The sequence below is a fragment of the Cobetia sp. SIMBA_158 genome (assembly GCF_046566945.1).
GTDB lineage: Bacteria > Pseudomonadota > Gammaproteobacteria > Pseudomonadales > Halomonadaceae > Cobetia > Cobetia amphilecti.
Genome location: NZ_JAWJYL010000003.1, coordinates 377,823 through 395,880 on the forward strand (window position 1 = coordinate 377,823; position 18,058 = coordinate 395,880).

At 59.9% G+C, this 18,058-nt stretch carries 17 protein-coding genes; 6 read left to right on the plus strand and 11 right to left on the minus strand.

Features of this window, described 5'->3' with window-relative positions:
* Nucleotides 1-24: 24 nt before the first annotated feature.
* Nucleotides 25-1,251 (plus strand): TauD/TfdA family dioxygenase, encoded by a 1,227-nt coding sequence (locus R2R70_RS07545; RefSeq protein WP_216060275.1) that lies wholly within the window; start codon nucleotides 25-27, stop codon nucleotides 1,249-1,251.
* Between the two features lie 76 nt (nucleotides 1,252-1,327).
* On the opposite strand, the gene R2R70_RS07550 is transcribed toward R2R70_RS07545, so the two are convergent.
* The 6 genes from R2R70_RS07550 to R2R70_RS07575 form a co-directional block, all read right to left on the minus strand.
* Complete coding sequence (locus tag R2R70_RS07550; protein ID WP_216060276.1) at nucleotides 1,328-2,056, minus strand: hypothetical protein; 729 nt, start codon at nucleotides 2,054-2,056, stop codon at nucleotides 1,328-1,330.
* Between the two features lie 116 nt (nucleotides 2,057-2,172).
* Nucleotides 2,173-2,904: a c-type cytochrome gene (locus R2R70_RS07555; protein ID WP_244994999.1), complete on the minus strand. Its 732-nt coding sequence runs from the start codon at nucleotides 2,902-2,904 to the stop codon at nucleotides 2,173-2,175.
* Between the two features lie 225 nt (nucleotides 2,905-3,129).
* A complete protein-coding gene (locus tag R2R70_RS07560; RefSeq protein WP_216060277.1) occupies nucleotides 3,130-3,912 on the minus strand; it encodes a copper resistance protein B in 783 nt (260 codons plus the stop codon).
* Nucleotides 3,913-3,921: 9 nt separating this feature from the next.
* Entirely contained in the window at nucleotides 3,922-5,826 is a 1,905-nt protein-coding gene (locus tag R2R70_RS07565) for a copper resistance system multicopper oxidase (protein ID WP_410977723.1), read from the minus strand.
* A gap of 84 nt (nucleotides 5,827-5,910) precedes the next feature.
* Entirely contained in the window at nucleotides 5,911-7,176 is a 1,266-nt protein-coding gene (locus R2R70_RS07570; protein ID WP_410977724.1) for an ATP-binding protein, read from the minus strand.
* 46 nt (nucleotides 7,177-7,222) lie between these two features.
* Nucleotides 7,223-7,897: a response regulator transcription factor gene (locus R2R70_RS07575; protein ID WP_216060280.1), complete on the minus strand. Its 675-nt coding sequence runs from the start codon at nucleotides 7,895-7,897 to the stop codon at nucleotides 7,223-7,225.
* 306 nt (nucleotides 7,898-8,203) lie between these two features.
* On the opposite strand from R2R70_RS07575, the gene R2R70_RS07580 reads away from it, so the two are divergent.
* Nucleotides 8,204-9,010, plus strand: coding sequence for a sulfite exporter TauE/SafE family protein (locus tag R2R70_RS07580; protein WP_216060281.1), 807 nt, complete (start codon nucleotides 8,204-8,206; stop codon nucleotides 9,008-9,010).
* Nucleotides 9,011-9,251: 241 nt separating this feature from the next.
* On the opposite strand, the gene R2R70_RS07585 is transcribed toward R2R70_RS07580, so the two are convergent.
* Complete coding sequence (locus R2R70_RS07585) at nucleotides 9,252-10,718, minus strand: aldehyde dehydrogenase family protein (RefSeq protein WP_410977725.1); 1,467 nt, start codon at nucleotides 10,716-10,718, stop codon at nucleotides 9,252-9,254.
* 136 nt (nucleotides 10,719-10,854) lie between these two features.
* On the opposite strand from R2R70_RS07585, the gene R2R70_RS07590 reads away from it, so the two are divergent.
* Nucleotides 10,855-11,067 (plus strand): DUF3820 family protein, encoded by a 213-nt coding sequence (locus R2R70_RS07590; protein WP_052384432.1) that lies wholly within the window; start codon nucleotides 10,855-10,857, stop codon nucleotides 11,065-11,067.
* Between the two features lie 91 nt (nucleotides 11,068-11,158).
* Here R2R70_RS07590 and R2R70_RS07595 read toward each other — a convergent pair whose 3' ends face one another.
* The 4 genes from R2R70_RS07595 to R2R70_RS07610 all read right to left on the minus strand — a co-directional run bounded on the left by R2R70_RS07595 (nucleotide 11,159) and on the right by R2R70_RS07610 (nucleotide 15,943).
* Entirely contained in the window at nucleotides 11,159-12,247 is a 1,089-nt protein-coding gene (locus R2R70_RS07595) for an NAD-dependent epimerase/dehydratase family protein (RefSeq protein ID WP_216060283.1), read from the minus strand.
* Nucleotides 12,248-12,308: 61 nt separating this feature from the next.
* Nucleotides 12,309-12,692, minus strand: a complete 384-nt coding sequence (locus tag R2R70_RS07600) for a hypothetical protein (RefSeq protein ID WP_043332759.1) — start codon at nucleotides 12,690-12,692, stop codon at nucleotides 12,309-12,311.
* A gap of 83 nt (nucleotides 12,693-12,775) precedes the next feature.
* Nucleotides 12,776-14,407, minus strand: coding sequence for a BCCT family transporter (locus R2R70_RS07605; RefSeq protein ID WP_107334902.1), 1,632 nt, complete (start codon nucleotides 14,405-14,407; stop codon nucleotides 12,776-12,778).
* Between the two features lie 279 nt (nucleotides 14,408-14,686).
* On the minus strand, nucleotides 14,687-15,943 hold the full coding sequence (locus R2R70_RS07610) for a M24 family metallopeptidase (RefSeq protein ID WP_043332761.1): 1,257 nt from the start codon (nucleotides 15,941-15,943) through the stop codon (nucleotides 14,687-14,689).
* 201 nt (nucleotides 15,944-16,144) lie between these two features.
* Between R2R70_RS07610 and R2R70_RS07615 the strand changes: the two genes are divergently transcribed.
* From R2R70_RS07615 to arsC, 3 genes are all read left to right on the plus strand, one after another.
* Nucleotides 16,145-17,059, plus strand: coding sequence for a LysR substrate-binding domain-containing protein (locus R2R70_RS07615; RefSeq protein WP_043332762.1), 915 nt, complete (start codon nucleotides 16,145-16,147; stop codon nucleotides 17,057-17,059).
* 159 nt (nucleotides 17,060-17,218) lie between these two features.
* The gene (locus tag R2R70_RS07620; protein WP_107334903.1) at nucleotides 17,219-17,623 is read left to right on the plus strand and encodes an ArsR/SmtB family transcription factor; all 405 of its coding nucleotides are present in this window, start codon (nucleotides 17,219-17,221) and stop codon (nucleotides 17,621-17,623) included.
* A complete protein-coding gene (arsC, locus tag R2R70_RS07625; protein ID WP_410977726.1) occupies nucleotides 17,616-18,035 on the plus strand; it encodes an arsenate reductase (glutaredoxin) in 420 nt (139 codons plus the stop codon). Before R2R70_RS07620 ends, arsC begins: the two co-directional genes overlap by 8 nt.
* The last annotated feature ends 23 nt before the right edge of the window (nucleotides 18,036-18,058 follow it).

Genomic DNA, 18,058 nt, shown 5'->3' on the forward strand with positions numbered 1-18,058 from the left:
ACCTGACAGAAGGAAGGACTCTCCATGGCGCTCCCGATCACACCCGATTACGACAGCTGGCCAATTGACGAGACTCTCGTGAAGGTCGTTCACGAGGCACGCTATCTGAGCGTGACCTGGAGCGATGGCCGCGTCAGCCGTTTTCATAGTGTCTGGTTGCGCGAGAACGCCGCGGACGATACCACCGTCAATCCGGCGACGCGCGAACGCATCCTAGACCTCTCCCAGATTCCCGCCTGGCCGGAAATCCCCGAGGCCAGCATCGATGAGGACGGCGCACTCAGCGTGCTGTTCGCACCCGAAGACCGCCGCCTGCGCTTCCACCCGGGCTTCCTGCGCGCCAACGACTATGACAACCAGGACGCGCTGCCGCCGGAGCTGCCGCCGCTGACACTCTGGCACGGTGAGCAGCTGGATCAGCCGCCGACCATCGATGCCGCCCGCCTGGCCGAGGCCGATCATGGCAGCGCGCAAGAGGCGGAGATTCTGTATCCCACCCTGCACGAACTGCTCGGCAAGGGGCTGGTGCGCCTGCGCAACCTGCCGACGGAAGAAGACGCCATCGAAAAGGTCGCCGAGCGCATCGGCTCGATCCGCACCACCAACTTCGGCCACCTCTTCAATGTCCGCGCGATCCAGAACCCGGATTCCAACGCCTATACCTCCATCGCCTTGCCACCGCATGTGGACCTGCCGACCCGGGAATATCAGCCGGGCCTGCAGTGCCTCTACTGTCTCGAGAACACCGTGGAAGGTGGCATGGCGGTGATGATGGACGGCTTCGCCATCGCGGCGGCGCTGAAGGAAGAACATCCCGAGGCCTACGAGACACTCACCACGGTGCACTGGCGCTACGCCAATACCTCGCGCAATACCGATCATGTCTGGTATTCGCCGATGATCGTGCTGGGTCAGGCAGGAGAACTGCTGGAGGTGCGGATCGCCGACTTCCTGCGCGGGCCGATGATGGCCCCGTTCGAGCAGACCGAGACCGCCTATGAAGCATTGATGACGCTGCAACGCATGTTGCGTGAGCCGCGCTTCGCCATGCGTTTCACCTATGCCCCCGGCGACATGGTCATCTTCGACAATCGTCGCCTGCTGCACGCCCGCGATGCCTTCGAGGGCGACAGCGGCAGCCGCTGGTTGCAGGGCTGCTACCTGGAACGTGACGAGGTGCGCTCGCGCTATCGCATGCTCAAGCGTGCCGAACGCGCCGAGCGGGTCGAGGAAGCCACCCAGGCGGTGTAATTCGGCACGGCATGCCTCTGCTCGCGCATCAGCTCACGCCGATGGCCGGCATGAGAATGAGAACGTGCGGGGGGAATCAGGGCGTGCGTGGCGTGATGACGAGCGTGAAGCCGGGGTCCTGCGGGATCAGGGGCGGCAGACAACGCACCTCATGACCAGGCAACTGGCGGGCAAGACATCGGGTCAGCGTCGCAAGTTCAAAGGCGCTGACCCATGCCGGCCTATCAGGCTTCTCGCCCCGCCAGTGGACGGCATGCATGCCCCATTCCGGCTCCAGCATGTGACGTGACAGGGTCTGCCAGGCCAGTTGATGACGACCGCTGCCCGACACGATGCGCGTGGACAATGGCAGACGCTCGACATCAAAGGCATCGATCACGATTCGCAGGCGTGGATGACGAAGAATCGCCTCGACGAGTCTCGCGAGTTGCTCGCCCTGCTGCCAGTTGGCACTGATGCGACAGCTGATCGCCACACAGGGTGCCGGCGTCTCTGCCAGCACATCGAGAATGTCGCTGTGCACTACCTCTTCAAGCTGAGGCCAGTGCCGCCGCGCTTCCTCCACCATGTACTGGGAATATTCCACGAATCGCACGTCATGTTGACGTGACAGGATCGCGGCGACCTCGGCAAAGCCTGCCATCAGCACTGGCTGCCCCTGATCATCGGGCAACAGGCGCGCCAGGCGCCGGGCAATGCGCTCTAGTGGATAGCCCTCACGATAGATGGCGTTCCAGTCGACGCTGCCTGAATAGAGATTCTCATCGCGTGAGACTGCCAAGGTGTCACCTGCAAGCGTGGCCATGAAAGGGGCGCCATCGTAACAGAGGCCGGTTCGGGAATCGCACGCCTGTCAGGCAGGTCATGTTGTTTGCGGCTGGCCGTGTACGTCACTTCCGGTGACTGATGCTGACCCCGATCTCAATGTTGATGTTCTGCATCATGTGATGAGTGAGGATGATCCTCAGCCCGGCCACTGTTCTTCGGCTCATGGCTGCCCTTCCGCTCATGGCTGCCCTTAGGCTCATGGCTGTCTTGTAAATCAGCAGGCCCATCAGCTTCCTTGGCATGATGTGGCTGGCGGGTGTCATCGTCATGATGCGATGACGATGATTGTGCAGTCTCGCCTCCGCCATGTTGATGACCATCGCTTGCTGCCACAAGAGCCGTATAACGCGCAGCACTCATGTCCGGTAGCTCTTGCATGAAAGCGACCATCTGCCAGATATATTCATCCTGCATGCTCTTGCCCCATGCCGGCATTCCACTGGCTTTTATCCCATGCTTGATGGCCCAGAAGTGCTCCCTAGGCTCACCATGCATATCCGAAGTCACAAAATTCGGTGGACTGGGATAAAGCCCCTTGCTGAGTTCAGTCTCTTGCATGCCTGGCGCGAGATGGCAGGAGGCGCACATCGATGCATAATTGCCGGCCCCCGCCACTTTCATGGCTTCATCATCGAGAGATGGCGTTGCGATATCACTCGCGTGGCTCTCGATCGAACGATCACGCGCCGTTTCAAGAATTCCATAGACCCATGACCCATGCGGATCATCTGCCGCGACACTGACGACGCCGGAGTAAATGACTCCAGCCCCGGCTGCCAGCAGCACCATGAATGCCAGACACATCCCTACCAGTACTTTTTTCATGTCAGTCCCCTTGATGAAACAACATGATTCAACGCCCAGACCGCTATGTAAAAAAGCCGGTGGCTGACGGCCAACAATACCAGCGACATGACGCGATGCATCGGGCAGCGCCTTGGCACCTGAAACGCTTGTCCGATTTCATTGAGCTGTCTCTGCATCATTCAAGGAACACCTCCAGAGAATGACTTCGACCACCAGCAGCCAATACACGACAGCCATCGAGATTCAGAACATCAAGCGCACACCGACCACGACAGCCGTATCCTCCACATCCTCACCTTCTTCACGCTGCATATCGGCGGTTTCGCCATACTCTCTCTGCCAGTACATGCCGACGTAAGGCGCTACCCGCCGAGTTATCTCATAGCGAGCACGCAAGCCGATTCGTACTGAGTTGAGGCCCTTTCCAATCCCCTGTTGCCTGGACTCATTGGCAGCGAACACCATTTCACTGCGTGGCTGTAGATACCAGCGCTGGGTCAGGCGCACATCATGTTCCAGCTCCAGGCTGGCAGTCACGATACCTTCCTCTCGGTACTGCACTGCGGCATCCGTCTCGATCCGGTAGGGGGCGGTTCCCTGAAAGCCGAACACCCCATACACGCCTTCATCATGATCATCGTTGAACACACCACCCTGATAGCCAGCTCCGATCTGGAACTCCCAGAAATCGGCAACCAGCTGACTGTAGAGAAGTTCAAGGGATTCAAACTCGGCTTCTTCACCATCGCCCTGGACATTCTCCCCTTCTGACTTGAGATAGACGCGGTGGGTATCTCCGCCATACCAGGCCTGAAAATCCCACACCAGGGAGTCCTCTCCCTTGTCCGGAAGGCTATATTCCAGGCGATCGAAGACTGCGCTCCACTGAAGATGTTCGGCCATGGGCGATGGCCATGACGCCGGGGCATCATATCCATCCTGGGCAAATGCCTGGGAGACACCAGCACCGGAGAATAGACATACCGTCACGCAGGCAAGACGAAATGAATGCTGACTGATTGACATGATGACTCCTCAGGAAACCTTTACGACACGGAACATACCTGCATCCATGTGGTACAGAAGATGACAATGGAAAGCCCAGCTACCTTCTGCATCGGCAGTGATCAACGCTGAAACTCGCTCACCGGGTTTGACATTCAAGGTGTGCTTGCGAGGAATCAGATCACCGTGGCCATTCTCGAGCTCCATCCACATCCCATGTAAATGAATGGGATGCTCCATCATGGTGTCATTGATCAAGATGAGACGGAGGCGCTCATCTTTATGAAAATGAATAGGGCCATTGACTTCACTGAACTTCTTGCCATCGAAGGACCACATATAACGTTCCATATTGCCGGTCAGATGCAACTCCATCTCGCGCATGGGGCCACGTCTATCCGGCCATGGTGAATAGGCTTTGAGATCCTGATAGACCAGTACACGACGCAGCGATTGGTCCAGACCGATTCCCGCCTGGTCATAACGGGCCCCTTGCTGAGCAGCGCCTGCCATCAACATGCCGCCCTGGGCTGCATCGGCTTGCAGGCCAGTCATCTTCGAATGGTCCATGCCTGTCATCTGCGAATGATCCATACCTGCCATCTGCGAATGGTCCATGCCTGCCATCTGCGAATGGTCCATGCCTGCCATCTGCGAATGGTCCATGCCCGCCATCTTCGAATGGTCCATGCCTGCCATCTGCGAATGGTCCATGCCTGCCATCTGCGAATGGTCCATGCCTGCCATCTGCGAATGGTCCATGCCTGCTATCTGCGAGTGGTCCATTCCAGCATGAGCGCCCATGGCCTCCATCCCGCGATCAGCGATCTGCCGTCGTTCAGGTACGGGCGCCTCCATCCCGGGGCGGGGTGCCAACGTGGCTCGCGCGTAGCCACTGCGGTCCATGGCTTCGGCGAAGATGGTGTAGGCCTTGTCATCTTCCGGTGTCACCAGTACATCGTAGGCTTCCGCCACGGCAATACGGAACTCATCCACTTCTACCGGTTGCACTGGCTGACCATCTGCCGCCACCACGGTCATCTTCAAGCCGGGAATGCGTAAATCGAAGTAGCTCATTGCCGAGCCATTGACGACACGCAGACGCACTGTTTCTCCACGCTTGAATAGCGCGCTCCAGTTTTCTTCTGGTGAATGACCATTGAGAAGATACGTATAGGTACTGCCGGTGACATCGGCGATATCCCGTGAGCTCATGCGCATTTCTGCCCACATGCTGCGCGACTCGATCGTGTCCACCCAACCACCCCGTCGTACATCCGCAAAGAAATCAGCGACAGTACGCTCCTGATAGTTGTAGTAGCCTTCCATGGTCTTGAGATTGCGAAATACGGACTTGGGGTCTTCGAATGTCCAGTCAGTCAGCAGCAGGACATGCTCACGATCATAGGTGAAGGCTTCGGGTGTTGCGGAGTCGATGATCAATGGGCCTGCGTGGCCCTCCTGCTCCTGGAGGCCTGAATGACTATGATACCAGTAGGTACCGCTCTGAGTGACAGGGAACCGATAGGTAAAGGTTTCGCCCGGTACTATCCCTGCGAAGCTGATACCCGGCACGCCGTCCATTTCCGGGGGAAGTATGATGCCATGCCAGTGAATGGAGGTTGGCTCATCGAGCAGGTTTGTCACCTTGATGACAGCATCCTGCCCTTCCTTCAAGCGCACCATGGGCCCGGGACTACTGCCATTGATGCTGATGGGGCGAGCGAATTGCCCGGCAATGTCGATGTCTTCACGTCGAATGACAAGAGAGATCTCGGGCCCATGCTCAACCCCTTGGGAGTAACCTGATGTGCGCCCCCAGGGGTTGGCCCAGGCGGGTGCCACGCCTGACATCATTGCGCCCAGCCCCAGGGCAGAACCTCCCTTGAGCAACTGACGACGTGATACAGAAAATTCAGACGGTTTTGGTGCCATGGCCGTTGCTGCTCCCGGGTCATGAATGATGAGTCATGACATGGATGAAGCCACGGCAAGCTGAAAGGAACCTGAATGGAGTGCCTATTTGCGTGTGGGCAGATGCACCTCGGCTCTCAATCCCCCTGCGGCTGCTGTTGAGTAGCTCACGCAACCAGCGTAATGCTTGACGAGATGCGCAAGAATGGAGAGCCCCAGCCCATACCCCGGGTGAGTTTCGTCCTGCCGCCACCCACGCTCGCCAAGATGGGCCAACTGTGCCTGCGGCACCCCCGGACCATCATCCTCGACGCAGAGCACGATCTGGTCACTCTCTATCGTCAATCGGCATTGCACCTGATTGACAGACCACTTGCCCGCATTATCCAGCAATATGCCGAGCATTTCGGTGAAATCCTGTGTATCGATATTCACCCAGCTATCCGCATGCTCATTAGATACGCCCAGACACTCCAGCAAGAAGGTACGCTGCGGGTAGATCCCCTGGAACATCTCGATCAAGCGCTGGGCCTCTTCAACCGGCCGTGTTGTCTGACCGGCGCGTGGGCCAGCAATGCGGGCTCGTCTGAGCTCGGTCTCCAGCTGGGAATGGATCGTCTCTACACGTTGCAGCATCTTGCCACGACGTACCTCATTGATCGGTCGCTTGCCACGCAGCACCTGTGTCAGTGCCGTCAGAGGTGTCTTGAGCGCATGGGACAGATTCGCCACAGACTCTCGTGAACGAGACAACCGACGATCAAACTCATCCAGCAGGGTGTTGAGCTGTGATACCAGCGCATCAAGCTCGGAAGGGGCCTCAAGCACAATCCGCTTTCGGTGCCCGGACTGGAGTTCACTCAATTGATGACGCAGGACACTCAACGGCCTGAGCCCCCGCCTTACCGCCAGCAGATTGAGTGATATCAGAATCCCCCACAACAGGATGGCGCTGGCGGCGATCCACCAGTGAACTCGGGTCAAGCCCTGCTCCACTGGCGAGAAATTCTCGGCAATCAGCAATTGCACCGCCTCCCCGCGGATATCGAAGACGTGCCGATAGACCAACAGTGGTTGTTGCTGAAACTGATGCATGAACAACGCATCCCCCTTGCCCTCAAGCAAAGGGAGCATCTGCGTCGGCAAGGCAGGCAGCGAAGTACTGACCTGCTCCCCGACTCGCAACACATAGAAATGATGAAAGCTCAGAGACTCCTCACGAGCCGCTGCCATGAGCTGGGCAACAGGCCGCTCATCCTTCTTGAGCAAGGTGACGATATGCGATGCCTCATCCTTGAGACGCTCGCCAAGAAAGTCCTTCGCCAGCTCGTGGAGAAAGAAGCCATGCAGATACCAGGCAAACAGCACCACCGCGAGGGATGCACCTCCCAGGCGGGTCAGCAGGCGAAAACGAAGGCTACGACGATCGATGTGAAACAAGCAGATACCCCTGTCCGCGGCGGGTCTGTATCAAGTCCTTGCCCAGGCGGCGGCGAAGGCGAGCGATATAGACTTCTACCAGATTGGGCGCCGCGGCGTCCTGCTCCAGGGCATATAGCTGATCCAGCAACTGTGCCTTGGAGTGCACTCTGTCTGGATGATGCATGAGGTAGCGCAACAGGCGGAATTCGGTGGCCGTCAAGCTCGCCCACTGCTCTCCATCGCAGCACACACGCTGCGCCTCTTCATCCAGCTGAATTCCGCTCACCTGAAGATACCCATGACTTGCCCCTTGGCGACGCCGAAGGAGCGCATGAAGCCGTGCCAGCAACTCTGCTTCATGAAATGGCTTGGTAAGGTAATCATCTGCCCCGCTGCGCAAACCGACGACCTTGTCTTCCCACGTGTCACGGGCCGTGAGAATCAGTATCGGAATATCCACCTGACCTTGACGCCAGCGCTTGAGCAAATCCAACCCGGAGCCGTCCGGTAGTCCCAGATCCAGAATGGCCAGCACGTACTGCTCGGTTGCCATGAAGGCCTGCGCATCATTCAAATTCGAGGAGACATCCAACCGATAGCCATTGTCCTCAAGCAGCTCGGCCAGGCTTTCCGCCAGCAGGTCATCATCTTCAAGCAACAACAGCTTCATGCCAGCTTTCTCCTGATCAACAAAACACCCACCGAACACCGCAGCATATGGCTAAACCAACATGTCATGGTAAGCCTCACCATCCTATGGGGGAAAGCTGATCACTGGCTGATAAGACTGCAACCTGCAATCACTCCACCACGCGAAGCCGCTCGAATCTCCCATGTGCTATTCATCCACGCACGCTTGGCTGGATAGCGCCTCTCTGTCACGGTAGCCTTGTACGCCTGTCAGGCAGGTCATGCGTCATGTCGGCTGCCTGAGCCCCTATCCATCTCTATTGGCTACCTGCACAGGATGCCCGCAATGCCCGCCAGTCCCGCCGATATTCCCTACCTCGCAAGCCTGCTTGAGGGCCTCGCGCAGTATTTCCCGCTCTCGTTGCCTATCGTCTGCGCGTTGCTGCTGCTTGCCCTGCTGACGTCAGCCATGTCCGCTGCCGTCGGGGTCGGCGGTGGCACCCTGCTGATCATGTTCATGGCGCAGTTGATGCCTGCCGCTGCCTTGATTCCGGTGCATGGCATGGTGCAGCTGGGCTCCAACGGCGGGCGCATGGCGATGACGTGGCGCCATATCGACATGCGCAGACTGCTGGCCTTTCTGCCCGGTGTGGCGCTGGGTGCGCTGGTCGCGGCCTGGGTGTTGATCCGCTTGCCTGAAGGGGTGCTGGAGCTTTCCATCGCGCTGTTCGTGCTGTTCACCTGCTGGGGGCCGGCACTGCCCAAGCGGGCTTTGAGCCGCACAGGCACCTTGATCGCCGGCGCCATCACGACTTTTCTTTCGAGTCTGATCGGGGCTAGCGGCCCACTGGTCGCGAGCTTCATCAAGCAAGGCGGCGGCGCGCGTCACACCAAGGTGGCGACCTTCGCGGCCTGCATGGTCGCGCAGCACCTGACCAAGGCGTTCATCTTCGGCATGGCAGGGTTTCTCTTCCATGAGTGGTTGCCCCTGATCGTGCTGATGATCGGCGCGGGCCTGATCGGCACCCGCCTCGGACTGCGCTTTCTGGATCGCGTCTCCAACCGGCACTTCGATGGCCTGTTCAAATGGGCGCTGTCGTTGCTGGCGCTCAGGCTTGCCTGGCTGGGTAGCGCTTCTCTGATCAGTCATTGATCCGTCGCCAGGCGCGCCCTGATCCGCTTCTCACGCACGGCTCATCTGGCGGTCGCGCTGATGATCACAGCATGTGTCCCTGTCCTCTCGACAGAGATGCCTTGGGTGTCACACTGAGCTGGCCCTTTGCCTACCTCGTCCATCATGACACGTCAGCATTACCTACCATCAAAAGCGCCTCGCTCAGGCATCAGGCTGAGCGGGGCGCCGCTTGTCATGCGTCAACTACAGATCAGAGAGATCAGAACGGGTACTGGCGGGGCTCGACCTGCAGGCTGACCCACTGGTCGGTGGTGAATTCCTCAAGCACCCAGTCGCCATTGAAGCGCCCAAGGCCGGAGTTCTTCTCGCCACCGAAGGGTGCGCGCGGGTCATCATTCACCGGCATGTCATTGACGTGCACCATGCCAGCCTCGACCTGGCGCGCGAAGCGCTCGCCGCGTGCGATATCCGCGGTGAAGACGGATGCCGAGAGGCCATATTCGGTGCCGTTGGCAAGCTCCAGCGCATGCGCTTCGTCACGGGCCTTCTGGATGCCGACCAACGGCCCGAAGATCTCGTTGCGCGCCAGACTCATGTCATTGGTGACCTCGGTGAACACATGCGGCGGCACCAGCTGACCTTGTGTCTCGCCCTCAAGCATCACCCTGGCGCCCTCGCCCTTGGCCGTCTCGATCATCTCGAGCAGACCATCACGCTGCTTGGCATTGATGATCGGCCCGATGACGGTATCGTCCTGTGCGGGATCGCCGACCTTGAGTGCGCGGGCACGCGCCACGAAGCGATCGACGAAGGCGTCATGGACCGACTCATCGACGATGATGCGGTTGATGGCCATGCAGATCTGCCCCTGATGGAGGAACTTGCCGACCAGAGCGGCGTCCACCGCCTGCTCGATATCCGCATCATCAAGCACCACGAAGGGGCTGTTACCACCCAGTTCCAGGGCAACATGCTTGAGGTGATCACCACCGACGGCGCGCTTGCCGATGCCCTTGCCTACCTGGGTGGAACCGGTGAAGGAGATCAGCCTCGGCACTTCGTGATCCACGAAGGCATCGCCGATCTCACTGCCGGAACCGACCACCACGCTCAGGACACCAGCAGGCAGGCCCGCCTCCTCGAACAATCGGGCCAGCAGCAGGCCACCCGTCAGCGGCGTGTCACTCGCTGGCTTGATGACGACGCTGTTGCCGAGTGCCAATGCCGGCGCCAGGGAACGCTGGGTCAGATGCAGCGGAAAATTCCACGGGCTGATGATGCCGATGACACCCAGCGGCTTGCGAAAGACACGGCTCTCCTTGCCCGGCACCTGGGCCTCCATCGCCATCCCGGCCACGCGGTTGGCCATCGCGGCAGATTCCAGCGTGATCGCGCGAGCCGCGGCCAGCTCCGCCTGCGCCTTGATGCGGGTACTGCCGGACTCACGGATCAACCAGCCGAGCAGCTCCTCGCGTCGCTCATCCATCAGCTCCACCACCTTGTGCATCACGCCCGCGCGCTCGCTTGCCGGCGTCTGGGCCCAGTCAGGCTGAACATCGCGCGCCTTGCGATAGCTGGCATCGAGATCCTCGGCGTTGGCCATGGAAATAGAGAGCAGCGAGCTCTGATCGAAGGGGTCCACCACCTCAAGCGTCTTGCCGGCTCGTCCGGCACGCCATTCACCGGCGAGAGGTAGCTGCTCCAGGTTCTGGTAATCGCGAGGCATGAGTCTCTCCGTGCTATGGGGTTACAGGAGACATGGCGATAGTGTGGCAAAACCCAACCACCGCAACTCAGCTATGCCAGAATGGCACCGCCAACTGAGAGCATCCCCCCTACCGAAACCGAATGAGAGTCAAAGGATGAGCCCTGAAGACCTGCAGAAACTGACGACCCGCCAGATGCCCTATGGCAAGTATGCCGGACGTCTGATTGCCGACCTGCCCGGGGATTATCTGGGCTGGTTTGCACGCAAGGGGTTTCCGCAGGGCGAGATCGGTCGCCTGCTCGCGCTGATGCACGAGATTGATCACAACGGGTTGAATGCGCTGCTGGAGCCGCTGCGGCGGCGCTGAGGGAGTGAAATATAGAAGGGCTGAGATGAGGGGCTGAGATACAGAAGAGCTACGCAAGCCGCAGCGTCGCGGACAAGTCAGCGAGTGGGAATCACGACAGGCGGCCGCTGGCCTCCAGTTGATCGAGCATGTCGTGCAGCGTCGCCTCGAGGGGCCGGTAGATCAGACCCAGCTGCTCGCGACTGCGGGTATTGTCGAAGACGAAGGGATGGCCCACGTTGCGCGCGACGACCTTGCGGGTCACGGCCTTGTTGGCCAGCGGGCCCGCCAGCCACACCAGCCATTTGGGTAGCTGACGAGTGGGAATCGCGTACTGCGGGCCGGCGTGACGGCGCAAGGCCCGCCCCAGTTCAATGAAGCTTGAGGAATGCCCGGCGACCAGATGACGCCCATTGGCCGTGGGCAGAAATCCCGCTGCCAGATGCGCCTCGGCCACATCCCGCACATCCACCACGCCCATGCCGTAATTCGGCGCGCCTATCCTGAGCGTGCCATCGCATAGCTGCGTCATCAGACTGAAGGATTCGCCGCGCGCGTCATCGCTGATCGCGGGGCCAAGCACCAGCGAGGGGTTGATCACCACCAGCCGCCAGCGCGACTGCCGCTCGGCAATCTGCCAGGCGGCCTGTTCCGCCAGCGTCTTGGAATGGGAATAGGCCTGATGCTCAAGCGACGCCGTGGTGTTCCAGACACTCTCGTCGAAACAGCCGCGCGGGGTGTCTTGCGCATCGGCATTGTCGCTGTAGATGGCGGCACAGCTGCTGGTCAGCACCACTCGTTCGACACTGGTCTGACGATTGGCCTCTTCCAGCACATTGCGCGTGCCCTCCACTGCCGGACGCACCAGATCGCGCTCAGGGTCCAGGACACTGACCACGAAGGGCGAGGCGGTATGAAAGACCACCTCACAGCCTGCCATCGCCTGAGCGTAGGAACCCGGTTTGAGCAGATCGCCGGCAAAGACACGTAGCTCGCCCGGCAAGCGCTCGCCCAGCATCATGAGCGCCGCCAGACGTTCGCTATTGCCGGGATCGCGCACGGCGGCATGCACCGTCAGGCCTTCTTCCAGCAAGCGACGAATCAGCTGCCCCGCCACATAGCCGGTCGCGCCGGTCACCAGTACCGGGCGCGATCGCTCCAGCCCTGCCAACAAGGCTTGCGTAGACGCATTGAGCGGCATGGACGGACTCCCGGAATGCAGTAATTGGCGATCTGACGGTACAGTGTGCGCGGCAATGGCGTCAGGCAGACAGCTTGACGAACCAGGTCCACAGGCCGCCCAGAATCAGCGACTCGGCGGCGAAGCGGAACAGATGGCGCATCTCGATGCCATCCAGCATCAGCCCCATCAGACGGGCCGTCATGATGCCGGCGATACCTGCCACCGCGAGCGTCACCAGCACCGGCAACACACCCAGGCCGATCGGCGGATACATCAGCAGATACCCCACCGCGATGACCCAGCCCCAACGAATGCGCCGCGAGATCGCCGCGCCGGTCTCCTTCGGCACGGTCTGCGGGGTATCGTTCGGCCCCTTGAAGCGGTTGACCAGCTCCGGCACTGCCGCCAGCAGTACCCCTGCTGTCAGCACGAAGCCGCCCAGAATCTGCAATACCATCATCATCGTGCCATCTTCCCTTGTCCGGTAATCAATGGCGCACATGCTACCAATACTGCCGGGCAAATGCCTGACTTAAGCCGCCGGCATCAGGTTGGCTCAGCCTCGTTCACGGCTGGCAGGTCGCTGGGCTCACGCCACAACGACATGAATGTGGCAATGCACATCAGAATCATCAGCAGCGAAAACGGCAGAGAAGCGATGAGCATTGCCTTCTGAATCGCCGCCAGGCCACCCGCCAGAAGCAATGAGCCCACCACCAGTGTAAGCAACACACCCCAGATGATGCGGTGACGGCGCTCGTTGGTTTCCTCTCCCCCGGCCATGATGGCGTTGAGCACCAGCACGCCCGAGTCCGCACTGGTCACCAGATACGTGATGATCAGGATCAAGGTGCCGCCGACAATGACATGGATCAAGGCGCCGGTATCCAGGTAATCCAGCGTCACGAACAACACGGTGGCGATATGATCGCGCACGGTTGCCAGAATCGTGCCTTGCGCCAATCCGCTGGTTTCCATGTGCAGACTGCTGCCACCCATGTAGCAGATCCATACGAAGCACATGAGACTGGGAGCCACGACCGCCCCCAACACGAATTCACGAATCGTGCGACCACGTGAAATACGCGCAAGGAAGAGCCCGACGAATGGCGCAAAGGCAATGAACCAGGCACGCTGCAGAATGGTCCAGTCGACCTGCCACTGGCCTAACGCACTCGTCACCGGCCAGGTTTGGAAGCTGCGTTCCGGCAGGGTTCTCAAATAATCCCAGGTCGCGGAAACCAGCAGTTCACTGGCAAACAGACGACTGCCGAACCAGATAAAGACGGCCAGCAAGGCAAAGGACAGCAGCATGTTGAACTGGCTGAGCCAGTTGACGCCGCGCTTCACTCCGGTCACGGCGGACAGTGTCGATAGCCCCATTATCACGACGAGTGTCAGGATCAACGGCCAGGGGCGTGGAATACCGGCGGAGTCCAGCAATTCAGTGCCCGGCATCACGAAATCCAGCCCTGCCACCAGCTGACTGACACCGGCGCCCATGGTGGTGGCCACGCCCAAAGTGGTTGCGACCACGGCAATAATATCCACGGCGTGACCCAGGGGGCCATCCAGCAACCGCTTGCCGAAGATGGGCATCAAGGTACTGCGAATGGTCAACGGCAAGCCACGACGGTAGGCGAAATATCCCAGCGCCAGCGCCACAGAGGCATAGATTGCCCAGGCATGCAGCCCCCAGTGCAGGAAGGTATAGCTGACGGCACTTTCAATGGCCTGCTCGGACCCCGCCTGCACCTTGCCTGCCGCGATATCCGGATTGAAATTGAAGTGCGAGACAGGTTCCCCGATGGAGTAGAACAGCAGCCCGATGCCCATCCCGGCGCCGAACATCATCGAAAACCAGGCAAAACGCGAAAATTCAGGCACTTCATCATCACGTCCCAGTCGCTTGCGCCCCAACGGCGACACACACAGCACCGTGCAGAACACCAGATAGAAGGCGACGGCATAGACGTAATAGAGATTGAAGTGCTCAAGCATGGTCTGATTGATCGTGGTCAACAGCGCTACGGCCCGATCAGGGAGGGCCACGGCAAATACCACGAGAAGAGTGATGATCAGTTTGCTGATCAGTGTCACCGGAATGTTGAGTCCTCGGTACAACCCCGTTTTCTGGCAAGTGATAGTGATACTGCTGTCATTCACATCGGACGACATGTCTTTACCTCACGTCAGTAGGCGCGCAGCCAGCCGTCCCTCACGCGCCATAGGCACTGGTACATGAAGGAAGCAGACAATGGCGGCACGATCATTTATTGGAATTATGGTGATCTGTGTCTCTACATCTGTGTCACTACGAAACGCGTCAGGAGATTGCGATCAGGCAGCTGCCCGACCGAACACCCCGGAGTATGAAAACAACGTCATTGCGGACGGCAGACTGCGGGCCAAGGAGTGTCATGGCGCTGCTTGATCAGCAGCGCCATCCTGAAATCATCAGTTCAACAAGGCTTCCTCGAACGGGAACTTGCTCAGGATCTCGAGGCCGTCTTCGCGCATCACGCACTGCTCCTCGAGCTTGACGCCTTCCCCGGCTTCGGGGTCGCCGATATAGCTCTCGACGCAGAGCACCATGCCCGGCTCGATCACGCCGTCGTAGCCTGAGACGGCAAAGTCGGCATGGTGATACAGGTAGGGATATTCGCCGGTCATGCCACAGCCATGGGCAGAGAGGTAATAGCGATTGGCATGGAAACGCTCGGGGATGTTCCAGGCCTTCTCGGAATATTCACGGAAGCTCATGCCGGGACGCAGGATGTCGAGATTGTGCTGTACCTGCTCATGGGCGGTGCGATACAGCAGCTTCTGGGTCTCGGTCGGCTTGTCAGGGCCGACGTGGAAGGTGCGCGAGAAGTCGGAGTAATAGCCGTGGCAGCCGACGACGTCCGTATCCAGTGCCACCAGCTCGTTGGCGGCCAGTCGCTTGGTCGCGGTTTCCTGGAACCAGGGATAGGTGCGCGGGCCTGAGTTGAGCAGGCGAGTCTCACAGTAGTCGCCATTGTCAGCGATGATGGACTGATGCAGCACCGACCACAGCTCGTTCTCGGTGATGCCGGGGCGAATCGCTTCACGCAGACGTCCTACGCCGCGCTCGGTAGCACGCAGCGAGGCTACGACACACTTGAGCTCTTCGTCAGACTTGATGGCACGTGCACGTTCAAGCGGTGCCTGGGCATCGACGACGCGCGCGCCCAGACGATCAAAGGCGATGGCGGTCCCGGCATTCATGCGCTCCATGCCGATCACCGCTTTCAGACCGCACAGCTCGGTAATGGTCGCCAGCATCTCGCGCGCCCATTGCTGTTCACGCTCAGCGATATCGTGACCTGCCGCAACGAAACTGGCAGTCATGGCCGGGCGCACTTCGTCGATGGTTTCCAGGCCATCGGCGAGATGCTCACAGCCCGTGAATTCGAACAGCACACTGCGATGCTGGGTCAGCAGCAGGTAACGCGCCGGAGTATTGCGAGCGCTGAAGACCTGCATGTTGCGTGCGCCGCTGGCGTAGCGGATGTTGACCGGGTCCGAAATGATCAAGGCATCAACGCCCTGGGTGCTCATCTCTTCGCGCAGGCGATTCTGTCGATAACGACGCACGGCCACCAGGTCGATGCCTTCACTTTCAGGGGCATTGTCCTGAAGCTCCAGCGGGTGAAGGTCACTACGGTCGGCATGCCAATCAAGTTCATTCATGTTTGCTACCCAGTCAGGTCACGGAGTGTCATGCTGATAGCCCGTGGTCATCTACGGAATACCCTATGCATCACGATGACATCAGTGTGAACCTGATGATTCTAGCTGTGTATAGCCTCAATCCTGATCAATCTTGATAACCTGAAGTCATCAAGCATTGACCTATCAGCCAACGTTACCCTCCTCGTCTCGGAGCCCTGCATGAAGAGCTTTCGTCATCGCCTTCCGCCTCTCAACAGCCTGCTGACCTTCGAGGCAGCCGCGCGTCACGCCAACTTCACGCGTGCCGCCAGCGAATTGCATATCACTCAGGCTGCCGTCAGCCGTCAGATCGCCATCCTTGAGCATCACATCGATACCAAGCTGTTTCATCGCCATGGCAGACGCGTCTCTCTGACCGCAGCAGGACAGCAGTTGAGCCAGCGCCTGGCGACCAGTTTCGACTTCATGATCGACGCACTGGAGAGCGTCAGCCGCCCTTCTCCCAATGCCCGCCTGACACTGGCCGCCAACAGCGCCATCTCACACCTATGGCTGGGGCCGATGTTGAATCGACTTCGCGCCACCCAGCCGACGCTTGCCAGTGGCCTGCGCCTGATCACTGCAGATCATCATCGCGACATCCTCACCGAGGATGTGGATCTCGCCATCTGCTATGACATGGCGCCGCATCCGGACTGGCAATTGACCCCTCTGTTCACCGAGACGCTCTATCCGGTGGCGTCACCCGACTTCATCGCCGAGCTGCCACAAGGTGCCCGCGACTGTCGGGAGCTACCTCTGCTGGCGGCTCTGCCACTGCTCGACTACGAGCGCCTCGAACCCAACTGGATCAACTGGCCACGCTGGTTCAGTGGCATGGGCAAGCCGGGGCTGGCGCTCAATGTGCAACGTCAATTCACCAGCTACCACCTGGTGCTGGATGCCGCATTGGCCGGGCAAGGCGTCGCGCTGGGCAGTCATCAGCAAGTCAGTGCATTGGTGGCACGGGGACAGCTGGTGCGGCTGGGGACACTAGAGTATTCCTCCGGCTGTGATTACTGGCTCGCGGCGCGTCTCGAGAGCCAGAACCCGCGCCAGGCAGCGTTGGCCAGCTGGCTGCATGAGCAGGTCTGAGATGGCCAGCACGAATACTGATGGCTGTCAGCCCAAGACGGAGGGCTGAAGATCGAGCGCTGATGACCGAGAGCAGAGAGCAGACTTCCCATCCGCGGCACGCTGATCTATCATCGCATCATCGTCATTTCGACAAGTCTCGACATATGGACAGATCAAATGAATGACTCCGACAGCCTGCCCGACCCGCAGGCCACGCTGGACACCTTCGCGGCGCTGTCCCAGGCCACGCGTCTGGACACGTTTCGCCTGCTGGTCCGCCATGAGCCACAAGGGCTGCCCGCCGGCGAGATCGCACGGCGTCTCGAGGTGCCGCACAACACGCTCTCGACCCATCTGGGCGTATTGAGCCGCGCGGGGCTGATCCACTCCCAGCGCGAAGGCCGTTCGCTGATCTACCGCGCCAACCTCGAGCACATGCTTGCCACCGTGCAGTTTCTGGTACGTGACTGCTGCGCGGGTTCTTCGGTGGTCTGCGACCCACTGCTGGCCTCACTCACCGTGCCCGACTGCAGCGCCTCTTCTACCCCCTGTGCTTCTCAGGAGCCTGGCAACGATGACTGATTCCGTCCGATCTTCCGGCAAGATCACGATGTATCACAACCCGGCCTGCGGTACGTCCCGCAATGTGCTGGCCATGCTCAAGGCCTCCGGCGAGACACCGGAGGTGATCGAGTATCTGGTCACGCCGCCGACGCGCGAGACGCTGGAATCACTGATTGCCGCCATGGGGGGCGGTCCGCGCCCGCTGCTGCGCCGCAAGGGCACGCCGTATGGCGAGCTCAACCTTGATGACCCGGCCTTGAGCGATGCGGCGTTGATCGACGCCATGATGGCCCACCCGATCCTGATCAATCGCCCCATCGTGGTCACGCCGCAGGCCACGCGCCTTTGCCGCCCGTCGGAGGCGGTACTGGAGCTGCTGGACAATCCGGTCACGCAAGACGGCGACGTCGTCCACGCCCCCAGGACCTGAATCATGAACGCACACACTCCCGA